The following is a 23,740-nucleotide window of genomic DNA, read 5'->3' as shown; positions in this document are numbered from 1 at the left end:
GTGGTGGCGGCGTCGTTGCGCGTCGCCGCGCTGACGCGCGGGCGCCTCAGGCGTCCGTCGCCGCGGCGACCGCGGCCTGTCCGTAGGCGATCCCGCCGTCGCCCGGCGGCAGCCGTCGCGGCACCAGCGGGCGCAGGCCGAGGGCGCTCAGCTGCGCGCGCGTCAGCTCCAGCAGCAGACGGTTCTGGAAGACGCCGCCCGACAGCACGACCAGCTCGCTGCCGGCGACGGAGGCGGCGCGCGCGCAGCCGCGTGCGGTCGCGTGCGCGACGGCGCGGTGGAAGCGCGCCGAGACGATCCCGGTCGCGACGCCGGCGCGCACGTCGGCGGCGACGGCGGCGATCGTCGCGCGCGCGTCGAGGCGCCCGTCGACGGTCACCGGCAGCGGGTAGGCGTCGTGCTCGGCGGCGTCGGCCGCGGCCTCCAGCTCGATCGCCGCCTGGCCCTCGTAGGTGCAGTGGGTGCGCAGCCCGCAGAGCGCGGCGACGGCGTCGAACAGCCGGCCCATGCTCGTCGTGACCGGCGCCGCGAAGCCGCTCGCCGCCATCCGCGCGACCGCCGCCCACGCGCGCGGCTCGACCCGCCCGGCGAGCTGCGGCGGCAACGGCGGCGGGTCGGCATCGGCAGCGCCGGCGCCTGTCGCCGCATCGCCCGCCCCGTCGCCGAGCGCCACCAGCCACGCGCAGGCCATCCGCCACGGCTCGTACGCGGCGCGGTCGCCGCCCGGCAGCCGCACCGGCCACAGGCTGCCGGCGCGCGCGTAGCCGCGCAGGTCGCCGACGAGCAGCTCGCCGCCCCAGACGGTGCCGTCCGGGCCGAGGCCGGCACCGTCGTAGATCGCGCCGACGGCGGTGCCGCGCTCGCCGTGCTCGGCGAGGCAGGCGGCGAGGTGGGCGTGGTGGTGCTGGACGGCGAGCAGCTCGATGCCGTCGCGCTCGGCTCGCTCGTGGGCGTAGGCGGTCGACAGGTAGTCGGGATGGAGGTCGTGCGCGATCAGCTCGGGCCGGACTGCGAACAGCCGCTCGAAGTGGGTGACGCCGTCGCGGTAGGCGGCGAGCGTCGCGGCGTTGCGCAGGTCGCCGATGTGGTGGCCGACCCAGGCGCGGCCGCCGCGTGCGAGGCAGAAGGTGCTCTTCAGCTCCGCCCCGCAGGCGAGCAGCGGGCGGGCGGCCGGCCGCGGCAGCCGGCTGCTCGCGGGCACGTGGCCGCGCGAGCGCCGCAGCGTCAGCGGCTGGCCGCCGACGGCGCGCACGACGGAGTCGTCGGTGCGCGTGCGGATCGGGCGGTCGTGGACGAGGAAGGCGTCGGCGATCGGGGCCAGGCGCGCGAGCGCGTCGTCGTCGGCGAAGGCGATCGGCTCGTCGCTGACGTTGCCGCTGGTGAGCACGAGCGGGCCGCCTGCGTCGGCGGCGAGCAGGTGGTGCAGCGGCGAGTACGGCAGCATCACGCCCAGCTCGCGCACGCCCGGAGCGACCGCCGCCGCGACGGGCGCGTGCGCGCGGCGCGGCGCGAGCACGATCGGCCGCGCCGGCGCGGTCAGCAGCGCCCGTTCGGCGTCGCCGATCGAGATCAGCGTCGCGGCGGCGCCGAGGTCGGCGGCGAGCAGCGCGAAGGGGCGGTCCTCGCGGCGCTTGCGCGCGCGCAGCTCGGCCACCGCGCGCGCATCGTCAGCGCGGCAGGCGAGGTGGTACCCGCCGATCCCCTTCACCGCGACGATCTCGCCGCCGGCCAACAGCCGCCCGGCGGCGGCGACCGCGTCCTCCCTGGGGCGGGCGTCCGCGCCGATGAGCCGCGCCTGCGGCCCGCACTGCGGGCAGGCGTTGGGCTGGGCGTGGAAGCGGCGGTCGGCCGGATCGTCGTACTCGGCCTGGCAGGCGGGGCACATCGCGAAGCCGGCCATCGTCGTGCGCGGCCGGTCGTACGGCACGTCGCGCACGATCGTGAAGCGCGGGCCGCAGTTGGTGCAGTTGACGAACGGGTAGCGGTAGCGGCGGTCGGCGGGGTCGCGCAGCTCGGCGAGGCAGGCGTCGCAGGTCGCCGCGTCGGGCACGACGAGCGCCGCCGCCGCGCCTTTGCGCGCGCTCTTCACGATCGCGAAGAGGCGCTCCCCCCGCGCCGGCAGCTCGTGCACGCGCACCTCCTCGACCTGCGCCAGCGGCGGCGCCTCGGCCGGCAGCCGCGCGAGGAAGGCGGCGACGGCAGCCTGCTCGCCCTCGACCTCGACGACGACGCCGCGCTCGTCGTTGCCGACGCTGCCGCCGAGCCCCAGCTCGCGCGCGAGGCGGTGGACGTAGGGGCGGAAGCCGACCCCCTGCACCGTCCCGTCGACCCGTGCCCGCACGCGGCGGCGGGCCGCCACCGTCGCCGTCACCGCGGCGCCTCCGACCCGGAAGAGCGAGCCCCCCGGGCGAGTTCTTCCAATGGAATCCGAGGGCTCTGCCCGAGCGATTCCACCAGCTCGCGCAGCGCGTGCCACGCGCTCGCCTGCGCCTCCTGGATCCGCGGGATGTGCTCCGAGCGCGTCACGACGACGTGGTCGGCGAGCCGCTCGGCGGCGGTGCGGCCGCCGTCGTAGCCGACGAAGGCGATCGTCAGCAGGCCGCGCCGGCGCGCCTCCGCCAGCGCCGCCAGCACGTTCGCGGAGCTGCCGCTGGTCGACAGCGCCAGCAGCGCGTCGCCGGCGCCGCCGTAGGCGATCACCTGCCGCGCGAAGATCGCCTCGGTGCCGATGTCGTTGGCGATCGCGGTCAGGATCGCCGGGTCGGCGGTCAGGTCGAGCGCGCGCCGCGCCGGCCAGCCACGTCCCGGCGGCGGCGCGCGCAGATCGGCGACGGCATCCTGCGCGTCGGTCGCCGAGCCGCCGTTGCCGAGCGCCAGCAGCGTGCCGCCGCCGTCGAGCCGCGCGCGCAGCTCGCGCGCCGCCGCCAGCAGCGTCGGTCCGCCGTCGCGCAGCGTCTGCGTCCGCAGCGCGCTGATCTCACCGGCCTTCGCGAGGGCGGAGGCGCGCACGTCGGCGAGGACCGCGTCGAGGTCGTCCTCCTGCTCGCCGAGGAAGGGGTAGAGGAAGCTCGACGCGCCGCTGTCGTGGCGCGGCCCGGCGTCGCGCCCGCGCAGCAGCCCGCGGTGCTCGAAGAAGACGTGGACCAGCTCCCACAGCACGTGGTACGCCGTCTCCGCCAGCTCCTGCGCGACGAACGGGTCGTCGCTCGGCGGGACCAGCTCCCAGGCGGCGCCGACCGGCGTGAACGCGACCGTCAGGCAGCCGGCCGCCGCCGCGTCGCGCACCGCGCCGCGCACCTCCGGTCCGCTGCCGTACGCGATCGCGATGTCGTCGGCGCGTGCCAGCAGCGCCACGTCGGCCGGTGCCAGCGCGAGCGCCGGCAGCGCGCGCTTGCCGACGATCACCGGATGGACGAACTCGACCGCGACGTGGCGCGCGTCGGACAGCTCGACGGCGCCGTCGCCGAACGCGAGCAGCCGGCCGCCGCGCGCGAACCGCTCGGCGAGCGCGTGGCAGAGGCTCGCCAGCCGCTCGGCCTCGGCGACGAAGAAGCGCTCGTTGGCCGTGACGCGTGCGGCAAGCAGCACGTCGAGGCGGTCCGCGCCGGTCGTCGCCGCGGGGCTCACACGGCCGCCTCCGCCGCGCGCTGGGCGCGCTCCGCACGCCGCGCCGGCAGCGCCGCCAGCCAGTCGCGCAGCGCCTCGACGCCGTCGCCGCTGCGCGCGCTCGTGCACAGATGGGCGACGCCGGGATGGACCGCGTCGAGGTGGTAGAGGAAGCGGTCGAGGTCGAAGTCGACGTGGTCGAGCAGGTCGACCTTGTTGACGACGACCAGCTCGCAGGCGCGGAACATCAGCGGGTACTTGAGCGGCTTGTCGTCGCCCTCGGCGACCGACGAGACCATGATCCGCGCGTCCTCGCCGATGCGGAACTCGGCCGGGCAGACGAGGTTGCCGACGTTCTCGACGATCAGCAGGTCCAGCTGCTCCAGCGGCAGCGCCGGCAGGGCGGTGCGGATCATGTTCGCGTCGAGGTGGCACTCGCCGCCGAAGCCGCCGCCGGTGTTGAGCTGCACGACCGGCACGTGCAGGGCGGCGAGCCGGTCGGCGTCGAGCGAGCCCTGCACGTCGCCCTCCAGCACGCCGGCGCGCACGCCACCCGGGAGACCGTCGGCGAGCGCGCGTTCCAGCAGCGTCGTCTTGCCTGCGCCGGGAGCGCTCATCAGGTTCACGACCGTCACGCCGGCGCGGTCGAAGTCGGCGCGGTTGGCGCGCGCGATCGTGTTGTTGGCGTCGAGCGCGTCTTCGACGACCCGGACCCTCACGCGGTGCATCGTGCCTCCTGAACGTCGATCGACTCCACTTCCAGCTCCTCACCCTGCTCGACGGCGACGGCCGCGCCGCCGCAGGCCGGGCAGCGGAAGGCCGGCACCTCCGCCGCCCACGCCGTCGCGCAGCCGTCGCAGCGCAGCCGCGCCGGGACCAGCTCCTGCTCCAGCCGCGCCCCCTCGCAGACGGTCTCGCGCGCGAGCAGGCCGAACCAGAACGCGAGCGACTCGGGCACGACCTGGCGCAGCGCTCCGACGCGCAGGTAGACGACCTCCACGCGGCGGCCGGCGGCGTGGCGCACGACCGTGTCGAGGACGGCGCTGCCGATCGACAGCTCGTGCACGGTCAGCCTCCGTAGGCGGCGTCGGTGCGCAGCGTCGCGATCGTCTCGCGCACGAGCGTCAGCGCCCGCTCGACGGCGGCCTCGACGGCCGGCGTGAGGCCCAGCCCGACGTCGTCGACCTCGCCCGGCTCGCAGCCGATCACGACGACCTTGCCGGGCCAGCCGCCGGTCGCGCTGACGAAGCGCAGCACCGTGTGCGGATCCATCGCGTGCGGGTCGATCGCCTCTCCGTCCTCGAGTGCGCCGGCGAACTGGTCGCGCTGCGGCTCGATCACGAACAGCGTCCCGGGCCGCTCGCCCTGGCGGCTGGCGTCGAGCAGGATCAGTGCGTCATAGCCGCGCATCACCTCGTAGGCGAGGTCGAGGCCGCTGGTGCCGAAGTCCATCACCGTCACGCCGGAGGGGACGCCGTCGCGCTCCAGCCGGCGCGCCGCCTCGCCGCCGAAGGCGTCGTCGCGCAGCCACGCGTTGCCGACGCCGGCGACGAGGATCTGCTTCTCGAACGTCCGCGTGCTCATCGCGCCTCCTCCACCAGCTCGACGTCGGATGGTCTGAAGTAGAGGTAGCGGCCGACGTCGCGCATCAGCTCGCGGCCGGGGTCGTCGTCGAGCGTGACGCCGAGGTGGACGGCGTCGTCGTAGTCGACGAAGACCCGTTCGACGGTCGCGGCACGGCCCGCGAGCAGGTGGTCGTGGGCGGTCGCGCTGGTCGCGCCGGCGGCGCCGACGCGCAGCCGCACGCGCGCGCCGGGGCGGTAGGCGACGCCGTCGACGACCGCCTCGGACTCGCCGGCCTGGCCGTCGCGCGGGGGCGCTCCGGGTGGCCGCGGCGGCGGCGCGGCGGGCGCCGGGTCGCGCACCGTCACGCGGCCGTGCAGCGCCGCGATCTGGGCGGGCGTCGCGGCGACGGCCCGTCTCAGCATCGCCCGCACCGCCGGGTCGTGGGCGGCGATCTGCTCGCGCTCGCCGTCGCTGAGCGCGAGCACGTGCAGCAGCAGCGCCTCCTCGATCTCGGTCGCGTCGAACAGGTCGCCGCGGCTCTCGGGCGCGAGCTGGGGATGGTCGGGCAGGGCGATCGCGGCGCCCAGCAGCGCCTCGTCGTGCTCGCCCGCGAGCACCGGGAAGGTGTTGACGGCCGCGCACGCCATCACCGCCGCGGCGGCATGTTCGGGCGGCGCGACCGGCGAGTGGAAGCGGCCGTGCGCGACCTGCGCGAGCAGGTGGGTGGAGAGCAGGCTGTGCGCGAGCGCGGCCGCGCGGTCGAGGCCGGGCGGCGCGTCGCTCTCGTTGGCGACGTCGAGCGTGACACGCGTGAGCAGGTCGTCGAACCGCTGCGCGCTCATGCGCACCCGGCCGCGCAGCGCGCCTGAGGCCCCGGCCTCCTCGGCGCTGGCGCCGGCGGTCGCGCCGAACGCGAAGCCCGTCTCGACACCGTCGCCGTCAAGCGCCTCCAGCGCCGTCGCCGGCAGCGTCACGCGCCGCTCGACCGCCTCGTGGCGCGCGCCGGCCGACTGCATGAAGCGCAGCTCCAGCGCCACCGACGCCGCCGCGCCTCCCTCGACGATCCCCTGCATGCGGATGCGCGAGAAGGTCGTCGGCGAGCCGGCCGCGTAGACGGGCGGGTAGACGATCCCGAACGGCGTCGGCGTCGCGTTCTTGGTCGCGCCGGGCGTGTAGGGATAGAGCGCGTAGCCCTCCCACAGCAGCGTTCTCAGCAGCTCGTCGAGCGCGGCGGTCATGGCGCCTCCTCGCCGTCGAGCAGCTCCCGCACCGTCGCGTCGAAGGAGTGGTCGCCGCGCTGCGCCTTGCGCAGCTGAAGCGCGTCGAGCGTCTCGTGCGAGAGCCGCACCCAGCCGCCGCCGGGGTAGCAGGCGTCGATCGCGGCGCGCCACGCCGCGACCGGCATCGACCAGCGCGCCGAACAGGCCCAGGGGACGGCGGCGACCTTCAGCAGGTCGCCGCCGTCGCGATAGAGCACCAGGCCGGAGAAGTGGAACGACAGCGGCACGTCGCCGTCGGGCAGCGAGTAGAAGTACTTGCTGGCGGCGACCTCGAGGTCGTAGGTGCAGGGCAGCTCGAGTGCGAACGAGGTCGCGCCGGTGAATCCGGGCACGAGCGCGTCGACGCGCGCCCATTGGAAGCTGTGCGTCGTCGCGCCCCAGCGCTCGGGCGCGCCGAACAGCTCGGCCAGCCGCGCGCGCGTCGCGTCGTCGTAGCCGCGGCGGGCGGGGTCGACCTGGATCTGGGTCGAGAGAGCGATCGTGTGAACGGCGCGGCCGTCGGGGTCGCTGACGTGCAGCTGGAAGCGCAGCGTCGGCGCCAGCGCGTGCGCGACGTGCTCGACGTCGAGCACGCTGAAGACGGGGTCGTGCAGGCGCGCCTTCGGGACGGGGCGGGGGCGGTCGACGTCGAGGCTCATGCCGCCGCCCGCTCCCGGAGACCAGCGAAGAACTCGCGCACGGCGTCGTCGATCGCGTCGCCGCCGGAGATGCCCTGCCAGCGCGACTTGATCAGCCCGACGAGCCGGTAGCAGTCGTCGATCGGCGCGATCGCGTACTGGCCGCCGTCGCCGCCGCCCGCACCCGGGAGGCGGTTGACGACGAGCGCCTCGGCGTCGGGCTCCAGCCGCTGCAGCACCGGGTTGACGGCCTCGATCGCCGCCCACGACAGCAGGTCGACCTCGGCCTCGGTCGCGCCGGCGGGGCTGGGGTAGAGCGCGACGACCTGGCCGGTCATGCTCGAGCGCATCGCGAACGCCAGCCCGATCGGGATCTGCAGCGCCGCCCACAGCTCGTCGGGCAGCTCGAAGTCGTCGAGCCACAGCGTCCGCACGCCGGCCGGGCGGTACTCCTCGTCGCCGGAGTGCAGCGACCAGCAGGTCTCGCAGACGCAGACGATCCGCCGCTCGTAGAGGTGCAGCAGATGGCGGTGGCCGTCGCTGAGACCGGAGGGGCAGAGGCCGCAGCGGGCCTCCTCCTTCGCGCCGCGCCCCTCCGCCCGCGCGCCGCCCGGCGCCTCCGACGCCGCGCCCTCGAACGCGACCTTGACGGTCCCGCCGCCGCGCAGCAGCGGCACCGGGGCGAGCTGAAGCGCGTCGCCGTCGCGGCTGCGGCCGGCGCGCGGCAGGTCGTAGGAGCAGCCGCAGGCGACGCAGGTGAGCGTGCCGCCGACCAGCATCCCGCCGTGCAGCGGCTCGCCGCAGGCGGCGCAGGCGTCGCGGTAGGCGAGCAGCGTGCCGGCGACGTTGGCGACGACGAGCCCGTCGGCGACCAGCGCCAGCGCGCCGCGCGGCACCTGCGCGGCGGCGTCGAGCGCGCGCCACGCTGGCGAGCCGGCCGGCGGTCGGGCCGGTGCCGGCGCCACCGCGCCCTCCACGTCGATCCCCAGCAGGTCGGGCGCCGCCGCCTGCAGCGCATGCTCGACGGCGGCCTCGAGCGTCGCCGCGGAGGCGGCGCAGCCGTCGCAGGAGCCGCGCAGCCGCAGCCGCGCGACGCCCTCCTCCAGCGCCAGCAGCTCGATCCCGCCGCCGTGCGATTCGAGGTAGGGGCGGACGCTGTCCAGCGCCTCCGCGACGCGCTGCTCCAGCGCGATGGGGTAGAGGCCGTGCAGCAGCAGCAGGCTCGCGACGACGCCGTCCTCCAGCAGCCGCTCGCGCGCGGCCGCCAGCGACAGCTCGTCGTCGCCGAGCACGGCGAAGATCCGCTCCAGCCCGTCGCCGTAGAGCGCGGCGACCGCGGCCGCCAGCTCCCGCCCGCGGTCGCGCGCGGCCGGGTCCTCGAGCTCCTCCAGCCGCGCCGTCAGCTCCTGCACGCGCTCGGCGAGCGCCTGCTCGCTGCCCGCTGAGACGGCCATCGCCTCATGCCATCCCGGTCGGCGTGTGCACCACCTTGCGGACCTTTCCGGTGCCGCCGTACATGTGCACGCCGCAGGGCAGGCAGGGGTCGAAGCTGTGGACGGCGCGCATCACGTCGATTCCCTTGAATCTCTCCGGCCCGTTCTCCTCGAAGATCGGCGAGTTCTGGACCGCGTCCTCGTACGGTCCCGGCGTGCCGTGCGTGTCGCGCGGGTTCGCGTTCCACGGCGTCGGCGGGTACGGCTGGTAGTTGGCGATCTTGCCCTCGCGGATGACCATGTGGTGGGAGAGCACGCCGCGCGCCGCCTCGTGGAAGCCGACGCTGATCGTCTCCTCCGGCACGGTGAACTCGGCCCAGCTCTTCGTGCGCCCGGCGCGCACCTCCTCCAGCGCCTTCTCGAGGCAGTGCAGCCCGACGAGCGCCGAGTAGGCCTGGTGGTAACTGCGGGCCCGCTGGCGCTCGATCGCGTTGGACCACTGCGGGATTCTCCACTCCAGCTCCATCTCCGGCATGAAGCCCGTCTTCGGCAGCAGCATCTGGAGGCTGTGGCCGGTCGCCTTCAGGTATCCGAAGTCGACGAGGCCGGCCTTCGCCGTCACCCACTGGCGCGCGAACGGCCCGCCGCCGGTGTCGCTGGCGACGAACGAGCCGTCGCGTCTGTCGAGCATCCGCGGCGAGGCGACCCACGAGTACTTGTCGGTGAAGTCGCGCGCCTGCGGCTTCGGCAGCGTCACCTTGTTCCACGGGTGGCGCTTGTCGACCGCGTTGCCGAGCGGGTCGCGGCTGACGAACGTCTCCTCGTTGGTCCAGTCGTCGAAGTAGGAGGAGCCGAGCAGGATCCGGATCGCGAGGTTGATCTCGACGAGGTCGGTCGTGATCAGCTCGCCCTTGAAGACGAGCCCGGGAGTGACGTAACGGCGCCGGCCCCACTCGGTCATGTGGCGGTAGTCGTAGTCGACGTAATCGGGGTCGTCGAAGCAGCCCCAGCAGATCAGGTCGGTGTCGCGGTAGCCGACCTGCTCGTAGCCGGGCAGCGCCGCGTAGAAGAAGTCGTAGAGGTCGTCGTGCATCGGGATGCTGCGCTTGCAGTAGTCGACGTAGCGCATCAGCCGCACGTAGTAGTCGGTCAGCGTCTGATGGGTGATGTCGGCGCTGCAGCCGCCCGGCAGGATCGTCGACGGGTGCGTGTGGCGCCCGCCGAAGAGGCAGTACATCTCGCGCGTGTAGCGCGCCACCTGCAGCGTCTCCAGGTAGAAGTCACCGGTGAACGCGTTGAGCGCGCGCATGATGTCGGCGATCGTTCTGTAGCCGTGCACGTCACTGTGCGGCGCGCGCGTTCTCTCCGCTTTCGCCAGCACGCCGGGGTTCGTCTCCTTCACCATCTGCTCGGAGTAGTCGACGTTCGCCATGCAGTCGTTGTAGATCGCGTGGTCGAACATGAAGTCGGCCGACTCGGCGAGGTTGAAGGCGTAGTCGCCGAGCTTCGGCGGCTTGACGCTGTACGCCATGTTCTGATTGAGGCACGAGCAGGTGCAGTGGTTGTCACCGCAGATGCCGCAGATGCGGCTGGTGATGAAGTGCGCGTCGCGCGGGTCGATCCCCTTCATGAAGATGTCGAAGCCGCGGAAGATCATCGACGTGCTCCAGCATCTGAGCACCTGCTGGTTGGTGAAGTCGATCTCCGTGTGGATCCCGAGCGACCCGACGATGCGGGTGATCGGGTCCCACGACATCTCTTTGACGACGACTCTCTGCTGGCCTGGTACCTCGACGGTTGCCATCTCGTGCTCCTCTACCAGCGCTTCGCGTAGCCGGTCGTCAATTCAGCGCGGCTGTGCCGCCACTCGGGCTCTCTGTCGTACTTGCGTCTGATGTTGAGGTGACGGCCCCAGCGCAGCAGCGGGCCGTAGGTGAATCTGGAGATCGCGGCGGAGATCCCGCCCATTCTGTCCTCGTCCATGAACGGCATGTACTTGTCGGGGAAGCCCGGCATCGTGCACGCCATGCAGATGCCGCCGACGTTGGGGCAGCCGCCGATCCCGCTCTGCCAGCCGCGCAGCGGCACATTGCACTTGACGACCGGGCCCTTGCAGCCGAGCTTGACGAGGCAGCGGTGGTCGGAGCCGTACTCGGTCGCGAAGTCGCCCTGCTCGTAGAAGGCGGCGCGGTTGCAGCTCTCGTGCACGGTGCGCCCGAACAGCCACGTCGGCCGGCCCTGGTCGTCGAGCTCCGGCAGCGGCGCCATCCCGGCGAGCGCGAAGACGAGGTACATCAGCGTCTCGGTCATGTTGTCCGGCTGCGCCGGGCAGCCGGGAATGTTGACGATCGGGATGCCGGCCTTCGAGGTCCAGTTGCGGCCGAGGTAGTCGCGCACGCCCATCGCGCCTGTCGGGTTGTTGCGCATCGCCGGGATGCCGCCGTAGGTCGCGCAGGTGCCGACGGCGACGACCGCCGCCGCCTTCGGCGCGAGCCGGTCGACCCACTCGTTGGTCGTGATCGGCTGCCCGTTGGACGGGTTGACGCCGAAGCCGGTCCAGTAGCCGTCGCCGTTGATCTTCTCGTTGCCGAGGGAGCCCTCGATGATCAAGACGAACGGGTCCAGTCTGCCGGCCTCGGCGTCGAACCACGCCTGGACGTACTCCTGCCCGTACTCGTACGCGAGCACCTGGTTGTGGACGACGACTCTCGGCATGCCGGGGATCGCGCCGGTGATGATGTCCTCGAGGCTCGGGCTGGTCGCCGACGTCATCGCGACCGAATCGCCCTCGCAGGAGAGCCCGACCGTCATCCACAACACGTGGGCGGTGACCGCCTCCGTTCTGGCCTGACCGGGCACGAACTCTGTCGCTGCCATCTCCTGCTCCTCTCAACAGATCCGCGGCAGCGGATCGCCTACGAGCTGATCCATCACGCGCTTGCCGCCGAAGGCCGTCTCGACCAGCACCAGCGCGGGCGGCTCGGTCTTCACCTCGCCGATCTCGGCGGCGCGCGCGAACGTCTCGCCGTCGCCGGCGCCGCGCAGCGCGGCGAGCGCGGCGCCGGCCTGCTCCGCAGCCACGACGGCGACGAAGACGCCCTCGTTGGCGACGTGCATGGGGTCGATCCCGAGCAGCTCCGCCGCGCCGGTCACGACGGGGTTGACCGGCACCGCGCGCTCGTGCACGAGCAGTGCCACGCCGGAGGCGCGCGCCAGCTCGTTGAGCACCGAGGCGACGCCGCCGCGGGTCGCGTCGCGCAGGCAGCGCAGGCCGGGTCCGGCCGCGTCCAGCAATGCGTCGACCGCCGGCCACAGCGGGCGCGTGTCGGACTCCACCGTCGCGCCGAGGTCGAACTCGCCGCGCGCCAGCATGATCGCGGTGCCGTGCTCGCCGATCGGACCGGAGACGAGCACGCGGTCGCCGGGGCGCAGCGCGGCCGGCGACAGGCGCGCACGGGGGTCGCGACGCCCGACGCCGGTCGTGCAGATGTAGAGCTGATCGGCATGGCCGCGCTCGACGACCTTCGTGTCGCCCGCGACGATCTCGACGCCGGCGGCGCGTGCGGCCGACGCGATCGCGTCGACCTCCGCGCGCAGCACGCCCGTGTCGAGCCCCTCCTCGAGGATCAGCGAGAGCGTCAGCGCGAGCGGACGGGCGCCCGCGACCGCGAGGTCGTTGACGGTGCCGTTGACGGCCAGCTCGCCGATCGAGCCGCCGGGGAAGCGGATCGGCTTGACGACGAAGCTGTCGGTCGTGAGCGCGAGCTGGGCGCCGTCGACCGCGAGCGCGCCGGCGTCGGCCAGCTCGTCGAGCGCGGGCGAGGCGAAGGCCGGCACGAGCAGCCCCTCGATCAGCGCCGCGGTCGCTTTGCCGCCGGCGCCGTGGGCCATCGTGATGCGCTCGTCGCGGAACTTCGGCCGCTTCGCGCGCGCCGTCGCGATGATGTCGAGGATGCGGTCCTCACGGCCGGTGCGCGCGTCGGTGGCGGCCATCAGACGACCTCCCGCTCGCGCGCGAAGCGGCCGTAGTTGTAGTAGGCGGCGCAGGCGCCCTCGGAGCTGACCATGCACGTCCCGATCGGCCGCTCCGGCGTGCAGGCGGTGCCGAAGACCTTGCACTCCCACGGCTTGATCACGCCCTTCAGCACCTCGCCGCACTGGCATGCCTTCGGGTCGGCGACGCGCACGCCCGGCACCGGCCAGCGGCGCTCGGCGTCCAGCTCGGCATAGGCGTCGGAGAGGCGCAGGCCGCTCTGCGAGATGAAGCCGAGGCCGCGCCACTCGAAGTGCGGCCGCAGCGCGAAGACCTCCTGCATCACCTCGAGCGCGCGCAGGTTGCCGTCGTAGGGGACGACGCGCTTGTACTGGTTCTCGACCTCGCGCCGGCCGTCGCGCAGCTGGCGCAGGATCATCAGCACCGACTGCAGGATGTCGACGGGCTCGAAGCCGGAGATCACGACCGGCTTGTCGTAGTCGGCGGGGATGAACTCGAACGGCCGCGCGCCGACGACGGTCGAGACATGGCCGGGGCCGACGAAGCCGTCGAGCCGCAGGTCGGGCGACTCCAGCAGCGCCCGCAGCGGCGGCACGATCGTGACGTGGTTGCACATGCAGCTGAAGTTGGCGACGCCCTCCGCCTTCGCGCGCTTCAGCGTCAACGCGGTCGAGGGCGCGGTCGTCTCGAAGCCGATCGCGAAGAAGACGACCTGGCGGTCGGGCTCGCGCTTGGCGATCCGCAGCGCGTCGAGCGGCGAGTAGACCATCCGCACGTCGGCGCCGGCCGCCTTCGCCTCCAACAGCGTCCCGCGCGAGCCGGGCACGCGCATCATGTCGCCGAAGCAGGTGAAGATCACGCCCGGCTGGTGCGCGAGCGCGATGCCGTCGTCGACCCGGCCCATCGGGATCACGCAGACGGGGCAGCCGGGGCCGTGGACCAGCTCGACGTTGGCCGGCAGCAGGTCGTCGACGCCGTACTTGTAGATCGAGTGCGTGTGGCCGCCGCAGACCTCCATCAGCTTGTAGTGACGGCCCGGCTCGACGGTCGCGACGATCTCTCCGGCGAGCACGCGGCCCAGCTCGGCGTCGCGGAATTCATCCACGAATCTCACGCGGCGACCTCCAGTCGGGTCAGCGCGGTGCCGGCGTGCACGAGCAGCGTGTCGCCCGGCCCGGCGTCGACGAGCGCGATCTCGACGCTGCTGTGCGCGCCCTCCGCGTCCTCGCACAGCGCCAGCCCGCGCGCCGCGTCGATCCGCAGCACGCGCATCGGCACGCCGTCGTCGCCGCACGTGATGCAGTGGTGCGCGTCGCAGCTCACTCGATCACGCTCTCCTTCAGCTCCTCCAGCTCGCGCTGGTAGTCCTCGCCCATCCCCTGCAGCAGCGCCAGCGTCGCGGCCGCCTCGGCCTCGTCGACGCGTGAGATCGCGAAGCCGACGTGAATCAGCACCCAGTCGCCGACCACGGCCGCGCGGCCGTCGGCGTCGAGCAGCCCGACGTTGACGGTACGCCGCACGCCGGCCACGTCCACGAGGGCGAGACGGTTGGCCTCGTCGACCAGCTCGATGATCTGGCCAGGGATCGCCAGGCACACGATGGTCTCCTCTGCTCACGGCCGCCGGGGGGAGTTCGACCGTTGCCCGGTTCTACACCCGCCGGCACACGGGGGCAAGCGTCTTGACGGCGGTGATCTACTGGGATGTGGAATGCCAGTGCCCCAGGATCGGGACGCCGTCGAACGGCATCTGCTGCGCGACACCGCGTACGACACGCTCTGCGACGCGATCGTCAACGGCACGCTGGCGCCGGGCGAGACGCTGCACGACGGCGAGCTGTGCGCCTGGCTGGGGCTGAGCCGCACGCCGGTGCGCGGCGCGCTCGCGCGGCTGGAGGACGAAGGCCTGGTGCAGACCGCGCCGCAGCGCTTCACGCGCGTGACGCCGCTGGACGAGGCCGACGCGCACGCGCTCTTCCCGGTCGTCGCGGCGCTGCACGCGCTCGCGACCGAGCTCGCGGTGCCGCGCCTGCTGCCGGAGCAGCTGCGCCGGCTGCGTCACGAGAACGACCTCCACGCCGCCGCGCTGGCGGCGCGCGACGCCTCCGCCGCCTACGCCGCCGACGACCGCTTTCACGGCATCTTCGTGACGGCGTCGGGCAACCCCGAGATCGCCCGCGCCCTGGCGCACGTCGCGCCGCGGCTGCAACGACTGGAGCGGCTGCACCGCGGCACGCTGCCGGGCCGTCGCGCGCTCGCGCAGCACGAGGCGATCATCGCCCGCGCGGCCGGCGGCGACGCGCCCGGCGCCGCGACCGCCGCGCGCGAGAACTGGCTCACCTGCGGCGGCCTCGTCGAGCGCGCGCTGGCACAGCAGTAGGGTGGGGCGATGGACGTCTCGCCGTACCTGGAGCAGCTGCGGCTGACCCGCTTCAAGTCGTTTCGCGACGCGGTCCTGCCGCTGCGCGACCTGACGCTGCTGATCGGCCGCAACGGCAGCGGCAAGTCGAACACGCTCGACGCGCTGCACGTGCTCTCGCGCCTGGCGGAGGGCGAGGATCTGCGCGAGGCGATCGACGGCAACCGCCGCGACGGCGAGGGGATGCGCGGCGGCGTGCGCGGCTGCGCGCCCTACGGCGAGACCAGCTTCGCGCTCGGCTGCACGGTCGTGCGCGGCGAGGACCGCTTCGACCTCGACGTCGAGGTGCAGGTCGAGCCCGACGTGCAGATCGTCGCCGAGACGCTGCGGCTGCGGCCGGCGAGAGGCAAGCCGCGCGACTACCTCACGACCGACGCGCCGCAGCCGGGGCTGGTCGACATCGCCGGGCGCTACTTCAACGGCAGAAGCGGCGTCAACCCGGCCGTCACCTTCCGCTCCGACCGGCTGCTGACGGCGCAGGTGCCGACGAAGGTGCCGACGCGCACGATCGCCACGCGCGCCGTCCACGACGCCGCGCTGGCGGTCGTCGAGACGCTGCGGGCGGTCTTCATCCTCGACCCGGTCCCGTCGCTGATGCGCCACTACGTGCCGGCGCGCGACACCGTCCTGCGGCGCCAGGCCGACAACCTCTCGGCCGTGATCGCCGGCCTCCAGGCCGACCCGGTTCGCTGGGCGCGGCTGGCCGAGCTGGTCGAGGCGCTGCCCGAGCAGCAGGTCGTCGGCGTCGGCGTCGAGTCCTCGCAGCTCGGCGACGTGATCCTGACGCTGCGCGAGCGCTTCGGCGACGCCGAGGTGTCGGTCTCCAGCCGCGTGATGAGCGACGGGATGCTGCGCTTCCTCGCCTTCGCGGCGGCGCTGCTGGAGGCGCCGGAGCTGAGCGACGAGCAGGACGGCGGCACCGGCGGGGGCGTCAACACGCAGCTGGTGATCGAGGAGATCGAGAACGGCCTGCACCCGTCGCAGGCGGCGCGGATCGTGCAGCTGATCAAGGAGGAGAGCGCGCGGCGGCGGATCCGCACGCTCGCGACGACGCACAGCCCGGCGATGCTGACGGCGCTCGGCGCCGCCGACCACGACGGCGTCGTCGTCTGCCGCCGCAACCCCGAGACTGCCGGCAGCGAGCTGATCGGGCTGGTCGAGCTGCCGGGCTACGCGGAGGCGCTGGCGGCCGGCTCGCTGGGGGACGCGGTGACGCAGCAGCGGCTCGGCGCGGTGCCCGACAGCGCCGGCCGGCTGGCGGCGCTCGACGACCTGCTCGCGAGCCTGTGAAGCGCGAGGTCGTCTTCCTCGACACGTCGGTGCTCGTGGAGGTGCTGAGGGTTCCGGGCAAGAGCCAGCAGCCCGCGGCGGTCGCGGCCGAGCTGCGCGAGCGGGTCGGCTCCGGCGCTTCGCTGATCCTGCCGACGGCGGCGATCATCGAGACCGGCAACCACATCGCGCAGGTCGCCAACGGGGCGGAGCGGCGGACCGTCGCCGAGCGCTTCCAGACGCTGCTGCGCGCGACGGTCGACGGCGCCGCGCCATGGGCGCTCAACGGCGCGAGCTGGAACGGCGAGCTGCTGTCGGCGATCTGCGAGGGCACGCGCGGCTGCCCGCCGCTGCCGGAGATGGCGTCGCAGGGGATCGGCGCCGGGGACGTCTCGATCCTCGCCGAGGCGGAGGCGTACGCGGCCCGTGTCGCGCACGTCGAGGTGCGCATCTGGACGCTCGAACACGCGCTCGGCGCCTACGCATGAGCGCGCCGCCGCCGCCCAAGTTCCCGCGCGTCCCGCACCTCGCGCCGTCGCTCGCGGCGACCCCGGACGACGTCGTGCTGGCGGCCGCCGGGCGTGAGGAGCTGCTGCACGTCGAGGTCGTCGTCGAGGAGAAGCTCGACGGCATGAACGTGATGGTCTGGGTCGATGACGGCGTGCCGCGCGTCGGCACGCGCGGCGGCGCGGAGACGAGCGACCGCTCCGGCGAGCGCGGCCGCCTGAAGGCATGGGCGGCCGTCCGCTCCGACCTGCTCGTCGCCGGCCTCGGCGAGCGCTACGCGCTCTACGGCGAGTGGCTGCGGCGCCGCCACGGCGTCGCGTACGACCGCCTCCCGGCCGAGCTGGTCGGCCTCGACGTGCACGACCGTCGCAGCGGCGAGTTCCTCGGCGTGGAGGAGCGTGACGCCGTGCTCGCCGCGCTCTCGGTCCCCGCCCCGCCGCGCCTCTTCCGCGGCACGATCGAGACCCCGGAGCGGCTGGAGGCGCTGTTCGGCGCCTCCGCCTTCTCCGACGACCGCGCCGAGGGGATCGTCGTGCGCGCCGTCGCCGGCACTCCCCGCCGCGTCGCCAAGCTCGTCGACCCGTTCTGGCACGGCATCGGCGCGACCCCGTGGGAGGGCGAGAACCGCTTGGCGGATTGACGCTCCTCAGCGGAATCTCGTTTCCACGCGCCAGCGGGCATCATCCGCGCATGATCGAGAAAGTGCTCGTCGCCAACCGCGGCGAGATCGCGACGCGCGCCTTCCGCGCGGCCAACGAGCTGCGCATCCGCAGCGTCGCGCTCTACGCCCCCGAGGACCGCGACTCCGTCCACCGGCTGAAGGCTGACGAGGCGTACGAGGTCGGCGAGCCCGGCCACCCCGTCAGCACCTATCTCGATCCGCAGGTGGCGGTGGAGCTGGCGCGCAGAGTCGGCGCCGACGCGATCTACCCCGGCTACGGCTTCATGTCGGAGAACCCGGAGCTGGCGCGCGCCTGCGCGGCCGCCGGGATCGTCTTCGTCGGCCCGCCGCCGGAGGTGCTCGGCCTCGCCGGCAACAAGACCCGCGCGCGCGACGCGGCGCTGGCGGCCGGCGTGCCGGTGCTGGCCGCCTCCGAGCCCGTCGAGAGCGGGGCGGAGGTGCAAGCGGCGGCTCAGAAGATCGGCTTCCCCGTCTTCGTCAAGGCCTCGCACGGCGGCGGCGGGCGCGGCATGCGGCTCGTGACCGACCCGGCGAAGCTCGAGGCGGCCGTGATCGAGGCGCGCGCGGAGGCCGAGGCCGCCTTCGGCGACGGCACCGTCTACCTGGAACAGGCGCTCGTGCGCCCGCGCCACATCGAGGTGCAGCTGCTGGCCGACGCGACCGGCGAGGTCGTCCACCTCTACGAGCGCGACTGCTCGCTCCAGCGCCGCCACCAGAAGGTGATCGAGATCACGCCGGCGCCGAACCTCGACGCCGAGCTGCGCGACCGCATCTGCGCCGACGCGGTCAAGTTCGCCCGCCACGTCGGCTACGTCAACGCCGGCACCGTCGAGTTCCTGCTCGATCCCGCCAGCGGCCGCTACGCCTTCATCGAGATGAACCCGCGGATCCAGGTCGAGCACACCGTCACCGAGGAGACGACCGACGTCGACCTCGTGCGCGCGCAGCTGCGGATCGCGGGCGGCGCGACGCTCGCCGACCTCGGGATCACGCAGGAGTCGATCAGACAGCGCGGTGTCGCATTGCAATGCCGCGTCACGACCGAGGACCCGGCCAACGGCTTCCGCCCCGACGCCGGCCGCATCACCGCGTACCGCTCGCCGGGCGGCGCCGGCGTCCGCCTCGACGAGGGCTCGGCCTTCGTCGGCGCCGAGGTCTCGCCGTTCTTCGATCCGCTGCTGGTGAAGATCTCCGCCCGCGGGCGCGACCTCAACTCCGCCGTCTCGCGCGCCCGGCGCGCCGTCGCCGAGCTGCGCGTGCGCGGCGTCAAGACCAACCAGGGCTTCCTGCTGGCGCTGCTCAACGACCCCGACGTGCTCGCCGGCCACACGCACACGACCTTCGTCGACGAGCGGCCCGACCTCTCCGCCGCCGGCCCCGGTCGCGACCGCGCCAGCCGCCTGCTGAACCTGCTCGCCGAGGTGACGGTCAACCACGAGCCGGCGACGGCCGCGCTCGCCGGCGACCCGCGCGGCAAGCTCGGCCCGGCGCCGCAGGGCGAGCCGCCGGCCGGCTCGCGCCAGCGGCTGCTGCAGCAGGGGCCGACCGCCTTCGCGCAGGCGCTGCGCGCGCAGCAGGCGGTCGCCGTCACCGACACGACGCTGCGCGACGCGCACCAGTCGCTGTTCGCGACGCGGATGCGCACGCACGACATGCTCGCGGTCGCGCCGCACCTCGCGCACGAGCTGCCGCAGCTGCTGTCGATGGAGGTGTGGGGCGGGGCGACCTTCGACGTCGCGCTGCGCTTCCTGCACGAGGACCCGTGGGAGCGGCTGGCGCAACTGCGCGAGCTGGTCCCCAACGTCTGCCTCCAGATGCTGCTGCGCGGGCAGAACCTGCTCGCTTACTCGCGCTTTCCGGAGAAGGTCGTGCGCGCCTTCGTCGCCGAGGCGGTCGAGACCGGGATCGACGTCTTCCGCATCTTCGACGCGCTCAACGACGTCGAGGGGATGCGCGCGGCGATCGAGGCGACGTTGGAGACGCCCGCGATCGCGGAGGGGACGCTCTGCTACACCGGCGACCTCGCCGACCCGCGCGAGCAGCTCTACACGCTCGACTACTACCTCAAGCTCGCCGAGCAGCTCGTCGACGCGGGCGTGCACGTGCTCGCGATCAAGGACATGGCCGGCCTGCTGCGCGCGCCGGCCGCGGGCACGCTCGTGAGCGCGCTGCGCAGAGAGTTCGAGCTGCCGGTCCACCTGCACACGCACGACACGGCCGGCGGTCAGCTCGCGACCTACCTGGCCGCGATCGAGGCCGGCGTCGACGCGATCGACGGCGCCGCGGCGCCGCTGGCGGGGATGACGTCGCAGCCGTCGCTGGCGGCGATCGTCGGCGCGACCGCGACGACCGAGCGCGACCCCGGCATCTCGCTCGACGCGCTGCTGCGACTGGAGCCGTACTGGGAGTCGGTGCGCGGCATGTACGGCGCCTTCGAGACCGGCCTGAAGGCGCCGACCGGCCGCGTCTACCGCCACGAGATGCCGGGCGGCCAGATCTCCAACCTGCGCCAGCAGGCCGACGCGGTCGGGCTCGCCGGCCGCTTCGACGAGGTCGAGGTCGCGTACGAGCGCGCCAACGCGCTGCTCGGCCACATCGTCAAGGTGACGCCGTCGAGCAAGGTCGTCGGCGACCTCGCGCTGTTCGCCGTCTCGACAGGGATCGACTTCGACGAGCTGGAGCGCAGACCGGGCTCGTTCGACCTGCCCGACTCGGTGATCGACTTCCTGCGCGGCGGGATCGGGACCCCTCCCGGCGGCTTCCCGCAGCCGTTCACCGAGCTGGCGCTCGCCGGCCGCGCGCCGGCCCCGGCGGGCATGGTCGTCGAGGGCGAGCTGGCGGCGCGGCTGGAGCACGCCGGCGAGGACCGCCGCGCGGCGCTGGCGGAGATCCTCTTCCCCGGCCCGGCGAGAGAGTTCGCCGCCGCGCGCGAGCAGTTCGGCGACGTCTCGCTGATCCCGACGCCCGAGTTCTTCCGCGGCCTGCGCGAGGAGGAGGAGCTGGCGATCGAGCTCGGCCCTGGCGTCACGCTGCTGTTCGAGCTGGAGGCGATCGGCGAGGCCGACCAGCGCGGCATGCGCACCGTGCTCGTGCGCGTCAACGGCCAGATGCGGCCGGTCGAGGTGCGCGACAGAGCGGTCGAGGCGGCCGGCGAGCAGATAGAGCGCGCCGACCCGACGGTGCCCGGCCAGGTGCCGGCGCCGGTGACGGGGATCGTGACGCTGCAGGTGAAGGTCGGCGACACGGTCGCCGAGGGCGACCCGATCGCGACGCTGGAGGCGATGAAGATGGAGTCGACGATCACCGCGCCGCAGGCCGGCACGATCGAGCGGCTGGCGGTCGCCAGCGGCAGCCGGCTGGAGCAGGGCGACCTGCTGCTGGTGATCGGTTAGGCGGCGACCAGCGCGGCCGCCGGCAGCACGCGGTCGCGGCCGGAGCGCTTCGCCTCATAGAGCGCGCGGTCGGCGGCGTCGAGCAGCGCCTGCACGTCGGCCGGGGCGACGGCGGCGGCGACCCCGCCGCTGATCGTCACGCGCAGGTCCCGGACCACGCCGGCGCGATCGCGACCGCTCAGCGGCGGCGTGGTCGTCAGCGCCTCGCGCACCCGCTCGCCGAGCGCCAGTGCCCCGTCGGCCTCGGTCCGCGGCAGCAGCACGACGAACTCCTCGCCGCCGAGTCGCGCCACGACGTCGATGCCGCGCACATGCTCGGTCAGCACGCGGGCGACCCAGGCGAGCACGCGGTCGCCGGCGTCGTGGCCGTGGACGTCGTTGACCGCCTTGAAGTGGTCGACGTCGAAGGTCGCGACCGCCAGCGAGGAGCGGTCGCGCTGCGCCCGCCGCCGCTCCAGCTCGATCCGCTCCTCGAAGCCGCGGCGGTTGAGCAGCCCGGTCAGCGGGTCGACGCGCGCCTGGTCCTCGAGCGTGCGCACGAGCCGTTCGTTGCGCGCGACCAGCAGCCGCACGACGACGGCGACCACGCCGACGACGACGACCACGTCGACCCAGCGGTCTATGTTCGCGTGCGAGGCCGGCATCGACAGCAGCGCCAGCCCGTGCACGACGCCGATCCAGGCGACGATCGCGATCGCACCGCGCGTGCCGAGGAAGTAGGCCGACCACAGCGCCGGCCAGACGTAGAGGATCGCGCCGTCGCCGTACTCGCGCGTCTCGGCGAGCGCCATCGCGATCATCGCCGCGCCGATCGGGCCGAGCAGCGCCAGCAGCGGTCGCGGCAGGCGCGGGCCGGCCACGGCGGCCAGCAGCGCGAGCGCGAGCGCCGCGAACGCGACCCCGACCGACAGCTGCTGGCCGGCCGGCAGCAGGTTCTCGATCAGGCCGATGCCGGCCGCTCCGGCGTAGATCCCGGCGGCCGTCCGTGCCATCAACCGCTGGTCGCCGCGTGCGTGCACTGAAAAGCCCATCGACCGCGCGCGAGGAGTGGTTGAGCGCGTGCGTCACGCGGCGGACCGCGGCCGGCCGGAGCTGGCGCGCTCGCGGCATGGCCGCGCGAGGCCGAGACCGGCGGCCGAGAGCGCGCTGCGTCGTCAGGCTCGCGCCGGCAGCGCCAGCTCGGCGGCGAGCCGCTCCAGCGCCGCGACCTGCCGCGCCGGCTCGTAGCCGACGATGTTGAGATCCCAGGCGAACTCGTCGACACCGTGCTCGGCGAGGCGCGCGAGGTCGTCGGCGATCTGCTCCTCGCTCCACGTGCTCGGCGCCGTCGCGTGCTCGGCGTCGGCGAGCATCGGGCCGCCCTTGACGACGATCTCGCCGTCGCCGCCGGCCGCGCGGTACCAGTCGATCTGCTCAGCTGTCGCCTCCCAGCTGCGGAAGGCGATCGTGACGCCGTCACCGATCCGCGCCGCCCGCTCGATCGCCGGCCGCGTGACGCCGCCGACGTGGATCGCGATCGTGCCGTGCAGCGGCTTCGGCCCGACTCTCGCGGGCGGGATGCGGCACTGGCGACCTTCGAAGGCGACGGGGTCGGGTCCCCAGCAGGCGCGCAGCGCGGCGATCGACTCCTCGAAGGCGGCAGCGCGCGTGGCCGGGTCGACGCCGGTCGCCTCGTACTCCTGCGGCAGCCAGCCGAGCGCGAGCCCGGCGTCGACCCGCCCGCCGGAGAGGTGGTCGAGCGTCGCCAGCCGCCGCGCGAGCACGATCGGCTGCTGGAAGAGCGGCACGACGACGCCGGTGCGCAGCCGCACGCGGCGCGTCTTGGCGGCGACCCAGGTGAGCGTCTCGAGCGCGTCGAAGGAGGGATGGTCGGGCAGCCCGAAGTCGTTGCTCCAACCGTCGTGCGCCGGCAGCAGCAGCCGCTCGGCGACGTTGACGCTGTGGAAGCCGAGCCGGTCGGCCGCGGTCGCGACCAGCTCGATCGACTCGGGCCTGGCGTGCGGGCCCAGCAGCGGCAGCCCGACGCCGACGTTCACGCCTCGACCGCCGCGCCGTCGACGAAGGCGCCGAGCGCGTCGAGCAGCAGCCCTGTGCCGTGCTCGCGCGTCGCCGGCTGCTCGTGGCCGTCGAGGAAGGCACCCTGCTCGGTGAAGACCATCACGGTGCCGTCGCCGTCGGCGCGCAGCTCGATCGTCGCGAGCGAGACGGAGATCAGCGTCTCGTCGAGCAGCAGGTCGTAGGCGTAGACGATCCGCTCGCCCTTGACGATCTCGTGGAAGCGCGCGTCCATCGTGTGGACGGTGCCGCCGGGCGGTCCGCCTCTGTTCAGCTCGCGCCCGCCGACGCGGAAGTCGAGCTCGTGGTGCTTGCCGACCCATGACTCGGGCATCGCGAACCAGCGCCGCTTCGTCGGCGGATCGGCCCACGCCGCGAAGACGCGCGCCGGCGGGGCCGCGTAGCGGCGCTCGATCGTGAAGGTCGTGTGGGTGACGGACCGGCTGCTCACGGTGATCTCCTGCTTCTCTCGTTCTCGTAGGCGGCGTCCTCGTCCAGCATCTCTCCGAGCCGGTCGAAGTGCCGCTCCCAACCGCTTCTGCGCTCAGCGATCCACTGTTCGACCGGCGCCAGCGCCGCCGGCTCGATCCGGCAGGTGCGCACGCGCCCGGCCTTCCGCGAGCGGACCAGGCCGCTCGCCTCCAGCACCTGCACGTGCTGCACGACCGCCGCCAGCGACATCGGCAGCGGCGCGGCCAGCTCGCTGACCGACGCCGGCCCCTGCGCCAGCCGCTCGACGATGCCGCGCCGCGTCGGGTCGGCGAGCGCCGCGAAGACGCGGTCGAGCGGATCGCCATCGCGCTGTGAAAGCTTAAGCACTTGCTTGACTATACAGCTGTGCGATGCGATGGGGTCGGGGATGTGGCTCATGAACGTTCGTATGCGTTCCTGAAAGTCCCGTGAACATTTGGATTTCGGCGT

23 protein-coding genes are annotated in these 23,740 nt (G+C 73.9%); 5 read left to right on the top strand and 18 right to left on the bottom strand.

What is annotated here, in order from left to right; translation table 11 throughout:
• Positions 1-46: 46 nt before the first annotated feature.
• The 14 genes from hypF to R7226_RS05920 are packed head-to-tail and all read right to left on the bottom strand — an operon-like array spanning position 47 to position 14,094.
• Positions 47-2,371, bottom strand: coding sequence for a carbamoyltransferase HypF (hypF, locus tag R7226_RS05985; protein ID WP_318596131.1), 2,325 nt, complete (start codon positions 2,369-2,371; stop codon positions 47-49).
• Positions 2,368-3,627 (bottom strand): SIS domain-containing protein, encoded by a 1,260-nt coding sequence (locus R7226_RS05980; protein WP_318596130.1) that lies wholly within the window; start codon positions 3,625-3,627, stop codon positions 2,368-2,370. The genes hypF and R7226_RS05980 overlap by 4 nt, the downstream gene beginning before the upstream one ends.
• Complete coding sequence (hypB, locus tag R7226_RS05975; protein ID WP_404827784.1) at positions 3,624-4,334, bottom strand: hydrogenase nickel incorporation protein HypB; 711 nt, start codon at positions 4,332-4,334, stop codon at positions 3,624-3,626. The genes R7226_RS05980 and hypB overlap by 4 nt, the downstream gene beginning before the upstream one ends.
• Positions 4,322-4,672 (bottom strand): hydrogenase maturation nickel metallochaperone HypA/HybF, encoded by a 351-nt coding sequence (locus R7226_RS05970; RefSeq protein WP_318596128.1) that lies wholly within the window; start codon positions 4,670-4,672, stop codon positions 4,322-4,324. The genes hypB and R7226_RS05970 overlap by 13 nt, the downstream gene beginning before the upstream one ends.
• A gap of 2 nt (positions 4,673-4,674) precedes the next feature.
• Positions 4,675-5,190 (bottom strand): hydrogenase maturation protease, encoded by a 516-nt coding sequence (locus R7226_RS05965; RefSeq protein ID WP_318596127.1) that lies wholly within the window; start codon positions 5,188-5,190, stop codon positions 4,675-4,677.
• Positions 5,187-6,410: a hypothetical protein gene (locus tag R7226_RS05960; protein WP_318596126.1), complete on the bottom strand. Its 1,224-nt coding sequence runs from the start codon at positions 6,408-6,410 to the stop codon at positions 5,187-5,189. The genes R7226_RS05965 and R7226_RS05960 overlap by 4 nt, the downstream gene beginning before the upstream one ends.
• On the bottom strand, positions 6,407-7,090 hold the full coding sequence (locus R7226_RS05955; RefSeq protein WP_318596125.1) for a DUF6084 family protein: 684 nt from the start codon (positions 7,088-7,090) through the stop codon (positions 6,407-6,409). Before R7226_RS05955 ends, R7226_RS05960 begins: the two co-directional genes overlap by 4 nt.
• Positions 7,087-8,523 (bottom strand): DUF5947 family protein, encoded by a 1,437-nt coding sequence (locus R7226_RS05950; protein ID WP_318596124.1) that lies wholly within the window; start codon positions 8,521-8,523, stop codon positions 7,087-7,089. Before R7226_RS05950 ends, R7226_RS05955 begins: the two co-directional genes overlap by 4 nt.
• A 4-nt stretch (positions 8,524-8,527) precedes the next feature.
• On the bottom strand, positions 8,528-10,306 hold the full coding sequence (locus R7226_RS05945; RefSeq protein WP_318596123.1) for a nickel-dependent hydrogenase large subunit: 1,779 nt from the start codon (positions 10,304-10,306) through the stop codon (positions 8,528-8,530).
• Positions 10,307-10,317: 11 nt separating this feature from the next.
• Complete coding sequence (locus tag R7226_RS05940) at positions 10,318-11,379, bottom strand: NADH-quinone oxidoreductase subunit B family protein (RefSeq protein WP_318596122.1); 1,062 nt, start codon at positions 11,377-11,379, stop codon at positions 10,318-10,320.
• Between the two features lie 12 nt (positions 11,380-11,391).
• Entirely contained in the window at positions 11,392-12,495 is a 1,104-nt protein-coding gene (gene hypE, locus R7226_RS05935; RefSeq protein WP_318596121.1) for a hydrogenase expression/formation protein HypE, read from the bottom strand.
• Positions 12,495-13,610 (bottom strand): hydrogenase formation protein HypD, encoded by a 1,116-nt coding sequence (hypD, locus tag R7226_RS05930; RefSeq protein WP_404827783.1) that lies wholly within the window; start codon positions 13,608-13,610, stop codon positions 12,495-12,497. Before hypD ends, hypE begins: the two co-directional genes overlap by 1 nt.
• Positions 13,607-13,819, bottom strand: a complete 213-nt coding sequence (locus R7226_RS05925) for a HypC/HybG/HupF family hydrogenase formation chaperone (RefSeq protein ID WP_318596119.1) — start codon at positions 13,817-13,819, stop codon at positions 13,607-13,609. The genes hypD and R7226_RS05925 overlap by 4 nt, the downstream gene beginning before the upstream one ends.
• Complete coding sequence (locus R7226_RS05920; RefSeq protein ID WP_318596118.1) at positions 13,816-14,094, bottom strand: HypC/HybG/HupF family hydrogenase formation chaperone; 279 nt, start codon at positions 14,092-14,094, stop codon at positions 13,816-13,818. The genes R7226_RS05925 and R7226_RS05920 overlap by 4 nt, the downstream gene beginning before the upstream one ends.
• A 112-nt stretch (positions 14,095-14,206) precedes the next feature.
• On the opposite strand from R7226_RS05920, the gene R7226_RS05915 reads away from it, so the two are divergent.
• Genes R7226_RS05915 through R7226_RS05895 form a run of 5 tightly spaced genes read left to right on the top strand, consistent with a single transcriptional unit; the run spans position 14,207 to position 20,764 of the window.
• Positions 14,207-14,875, top strand: a complete 669-nt coding sequence (locus tag R7226_RS05915; RefSeq protein ID WP_318596117.1) for a GntR family transcriptional regulator — start codon at positions 14,207-14,209, stop codon at positions 14,873-14,875.
• Between the two features lie 9 nt (positions 14,876-14,884).
• Complete coding sequence (locus R7226_RS05910; RefSeq protein WP_318596116.1) at positions 14,885-16,204, top strand: AAA family ATPase; 1,320 nt, start codon at positions 14,885-14,887, stop codon at positions 16,202-16,204.
• The gene (locus R7226_RS05905; RefSeq protein ID WP_318596115.1) at positions 16,201-16,671 is read left to right on the top strand and encodes a hypothetical protein; all 471 of its coding nucleotides are present in this window, start codon (positions 16,201-16,203) and stop codon (positions 16,669-16,671) included. Before R7226_RS05910 ends, R7226_RS05905 begins: the two co-directional genes overlap by 4 nt.
• Positions 16,668-17,330 carry an RNA ligase family protein gene (locus R7226_RS05900; RefSeq protein WP_318596114.1) on the top strand — a complete coding sequence of 221 codons (663 nt, stop codon included), beginning with the start codon at positions 16,668-16,670 and terminating at the stop codon, positions 17,328-17,330. Before R7226_RS05905 ends, R7226_RS05900 begins: the two co-directional genes overlap by 4 nt.
• Positions 17,331-17,380: 50 nt before the next feature.
• The gene (locus tag R7226_RS05895; protein ID WP_318596113.1) at positions 17,381-20,764 is read left to right on the top strand and encodes a pyruvate carboxylase; all 3,384 of its coding nucleotides are present in this window, start codon (positions 17,381-17,383) and stop codon (positions 20,762-20,764) included.
• Here R7226_RS05895 and R7226_RS05890 read toward each other — a convergent pair.
• From R7226_RS05890 to R7226_RS05875, 4 genes are all read right to left on the bottom strand, one after another.
• On the bottom strand, positions 20,761-21,756 hold the full coding sequence (locus tag R7226_RS05890; protein WP_318596112.1) for a GGDEF domain-containing protein: 996 nt from the start codon (positions 21,754-21,756) through the stop codon (positions 20,761-20,763). The genes R7226_RS05895 and R7226_RS05890 overlap by 4 nt on opposite strands.
• A gap of 162 nt (positions 21,757-21,918) precedes the next feature.
• A complete protein-coding gene (locus R7226_RS05885) occupies positions 21,919-22,800 on the bottom strand; it encodes a TIGR03619 family F420-dependent LLM class oxidoreductase (protein ID WP_318596111.1) in 882 nt (293 codons plus the stop codon).
• On the bottom strand, positions 22,797-23,270 hold the full coding sequence (locus tag R7226_RS05880; protein ID WP_318596110.1) for an SRPBCC family protein: 474 nt from the start codon (positions 23,268-23,270) through the stop codon (positions 22,797-22,799). Before R7226_RS05880 ends, R7226_RS05885 begins: the two co-directional genes overlap by 4 nt.
• Entirely contained in the window at positions 23,267-23,638 is a 372-nt protein-coding gene (locus R7226_RS05875) for an ArsR/SmtB family transcription factor (RefSeq protein WP_318596109.1), read from the bottom strand. Before R7226_RS05875 ends, R7226_RS05880 begins: the two co-directional genes overlap by 4 nt.
• Between the last annotated feature and the right edge of the window lie 102 nt (positions 23,639-23,740).

Source organism: Conexibacter stalactiti (assembly GCF_033542075.1).
Classification (GTDB): Bacteria; Actinomycetota; Thermoleophilia; order Solirubrobacterales; family Solirubrobacteraceae; genus Conexibacter; species Conexibacter stalactiti.
Note: the sequence above shows the minus strand (reverse complement) of the source record. Positions and strands in the feature narration are given on the sequence as shown.

Coding starts and splice junctions, on each gene's coding strand:
- R7226_RS05965 (WP_318596127.1), bottom strand. CDS start 5,190: ATGAGCACGCGGACGTTCGAGAAGCAGATCCTCGTCGCCGGCGTCGGC.
- hypE (WP_318596121.1), bottom strand. CDS start 12,495: ATGGCCGCCACCGACGCGCGCACCGGCCGTGAGGACCGCATCCTCGAC.
- R7226_RS05915 (WP_318596117.1), top strand. CDS start 14,207: ATGCCAGTGCCCCAGGATCGGGACGCCGTCGAACGGCATCTGCTGCGC.
- R7226_RS05890 (WP_318596112.1), bottom strand. CDS start 21,756: ATGGCACGGACGGCCGCCGGGATCTACGCCGGAGCGGCCGGCATCGGC.
- R7226_RS05900 (WP_318596114.1), top strand. CDS start 16,668: ATGAGCGCGCCGCCGCCGCCCAAGTTCCCGCGCGTCCCGCACCTCGCG.
- R7226_RS05945 (WP_318596123.1), bottom strand. CDS start 10,306: ATGGCAACCGTCGAGGTACCAGGCCAGCAGAGAGTCGTCGTCAAAGAG.
- R7226_RS05910 (WP_318596116.1), top strand. CDS start 14,885: ATGGACGTCTCGCCGTACCTGGAGCAGCTGCGGCTGACCCGCTTCAAG.
- R7226_RS05940 (WP_318596122.1), bottom strand. CDS start 11,379: ATGGCAGCGACAGAGTTCGTGCCCGGTCAGGCCAGAACGGAGGCGGTC.
- R7226_RS05950 (WP_318596124.1), bottom strand. CDS start 8,523: ATGGCCGTCTCAGCGGGCAGCGAGCAGGCGCTCGCCGAGCGCGTGCAG.
- R7226_RS05960 (WP_318596126.1), bottom strand. CDS start 6,410: ATGACCGCCGCGCTCGACGAGCTGCTGAGAACGCTGCTGTGGGAGGGC.
- hypB (WP_404827784.1), bottom strand. CDS start 4,334: ATGCACCGCGTGAGGGTCCGGGTCGTCGAAGACGCGCTCGACGCCAAC.
- R7226_RS05895 (WP_318596113.1), top strand. CDS start 17,381: ATGATCGAGAAAGTGCTCGTCGCCAACCGCGGCGAGATCGCGACGCGC.
- R7226_RS05955 (WP_318596125.1), bottom strand. CDS start 7,090: ATGAGCCTCGACGTCGACCGCCCCCGCCCCGTCCCGAAGGCGCGCCTG.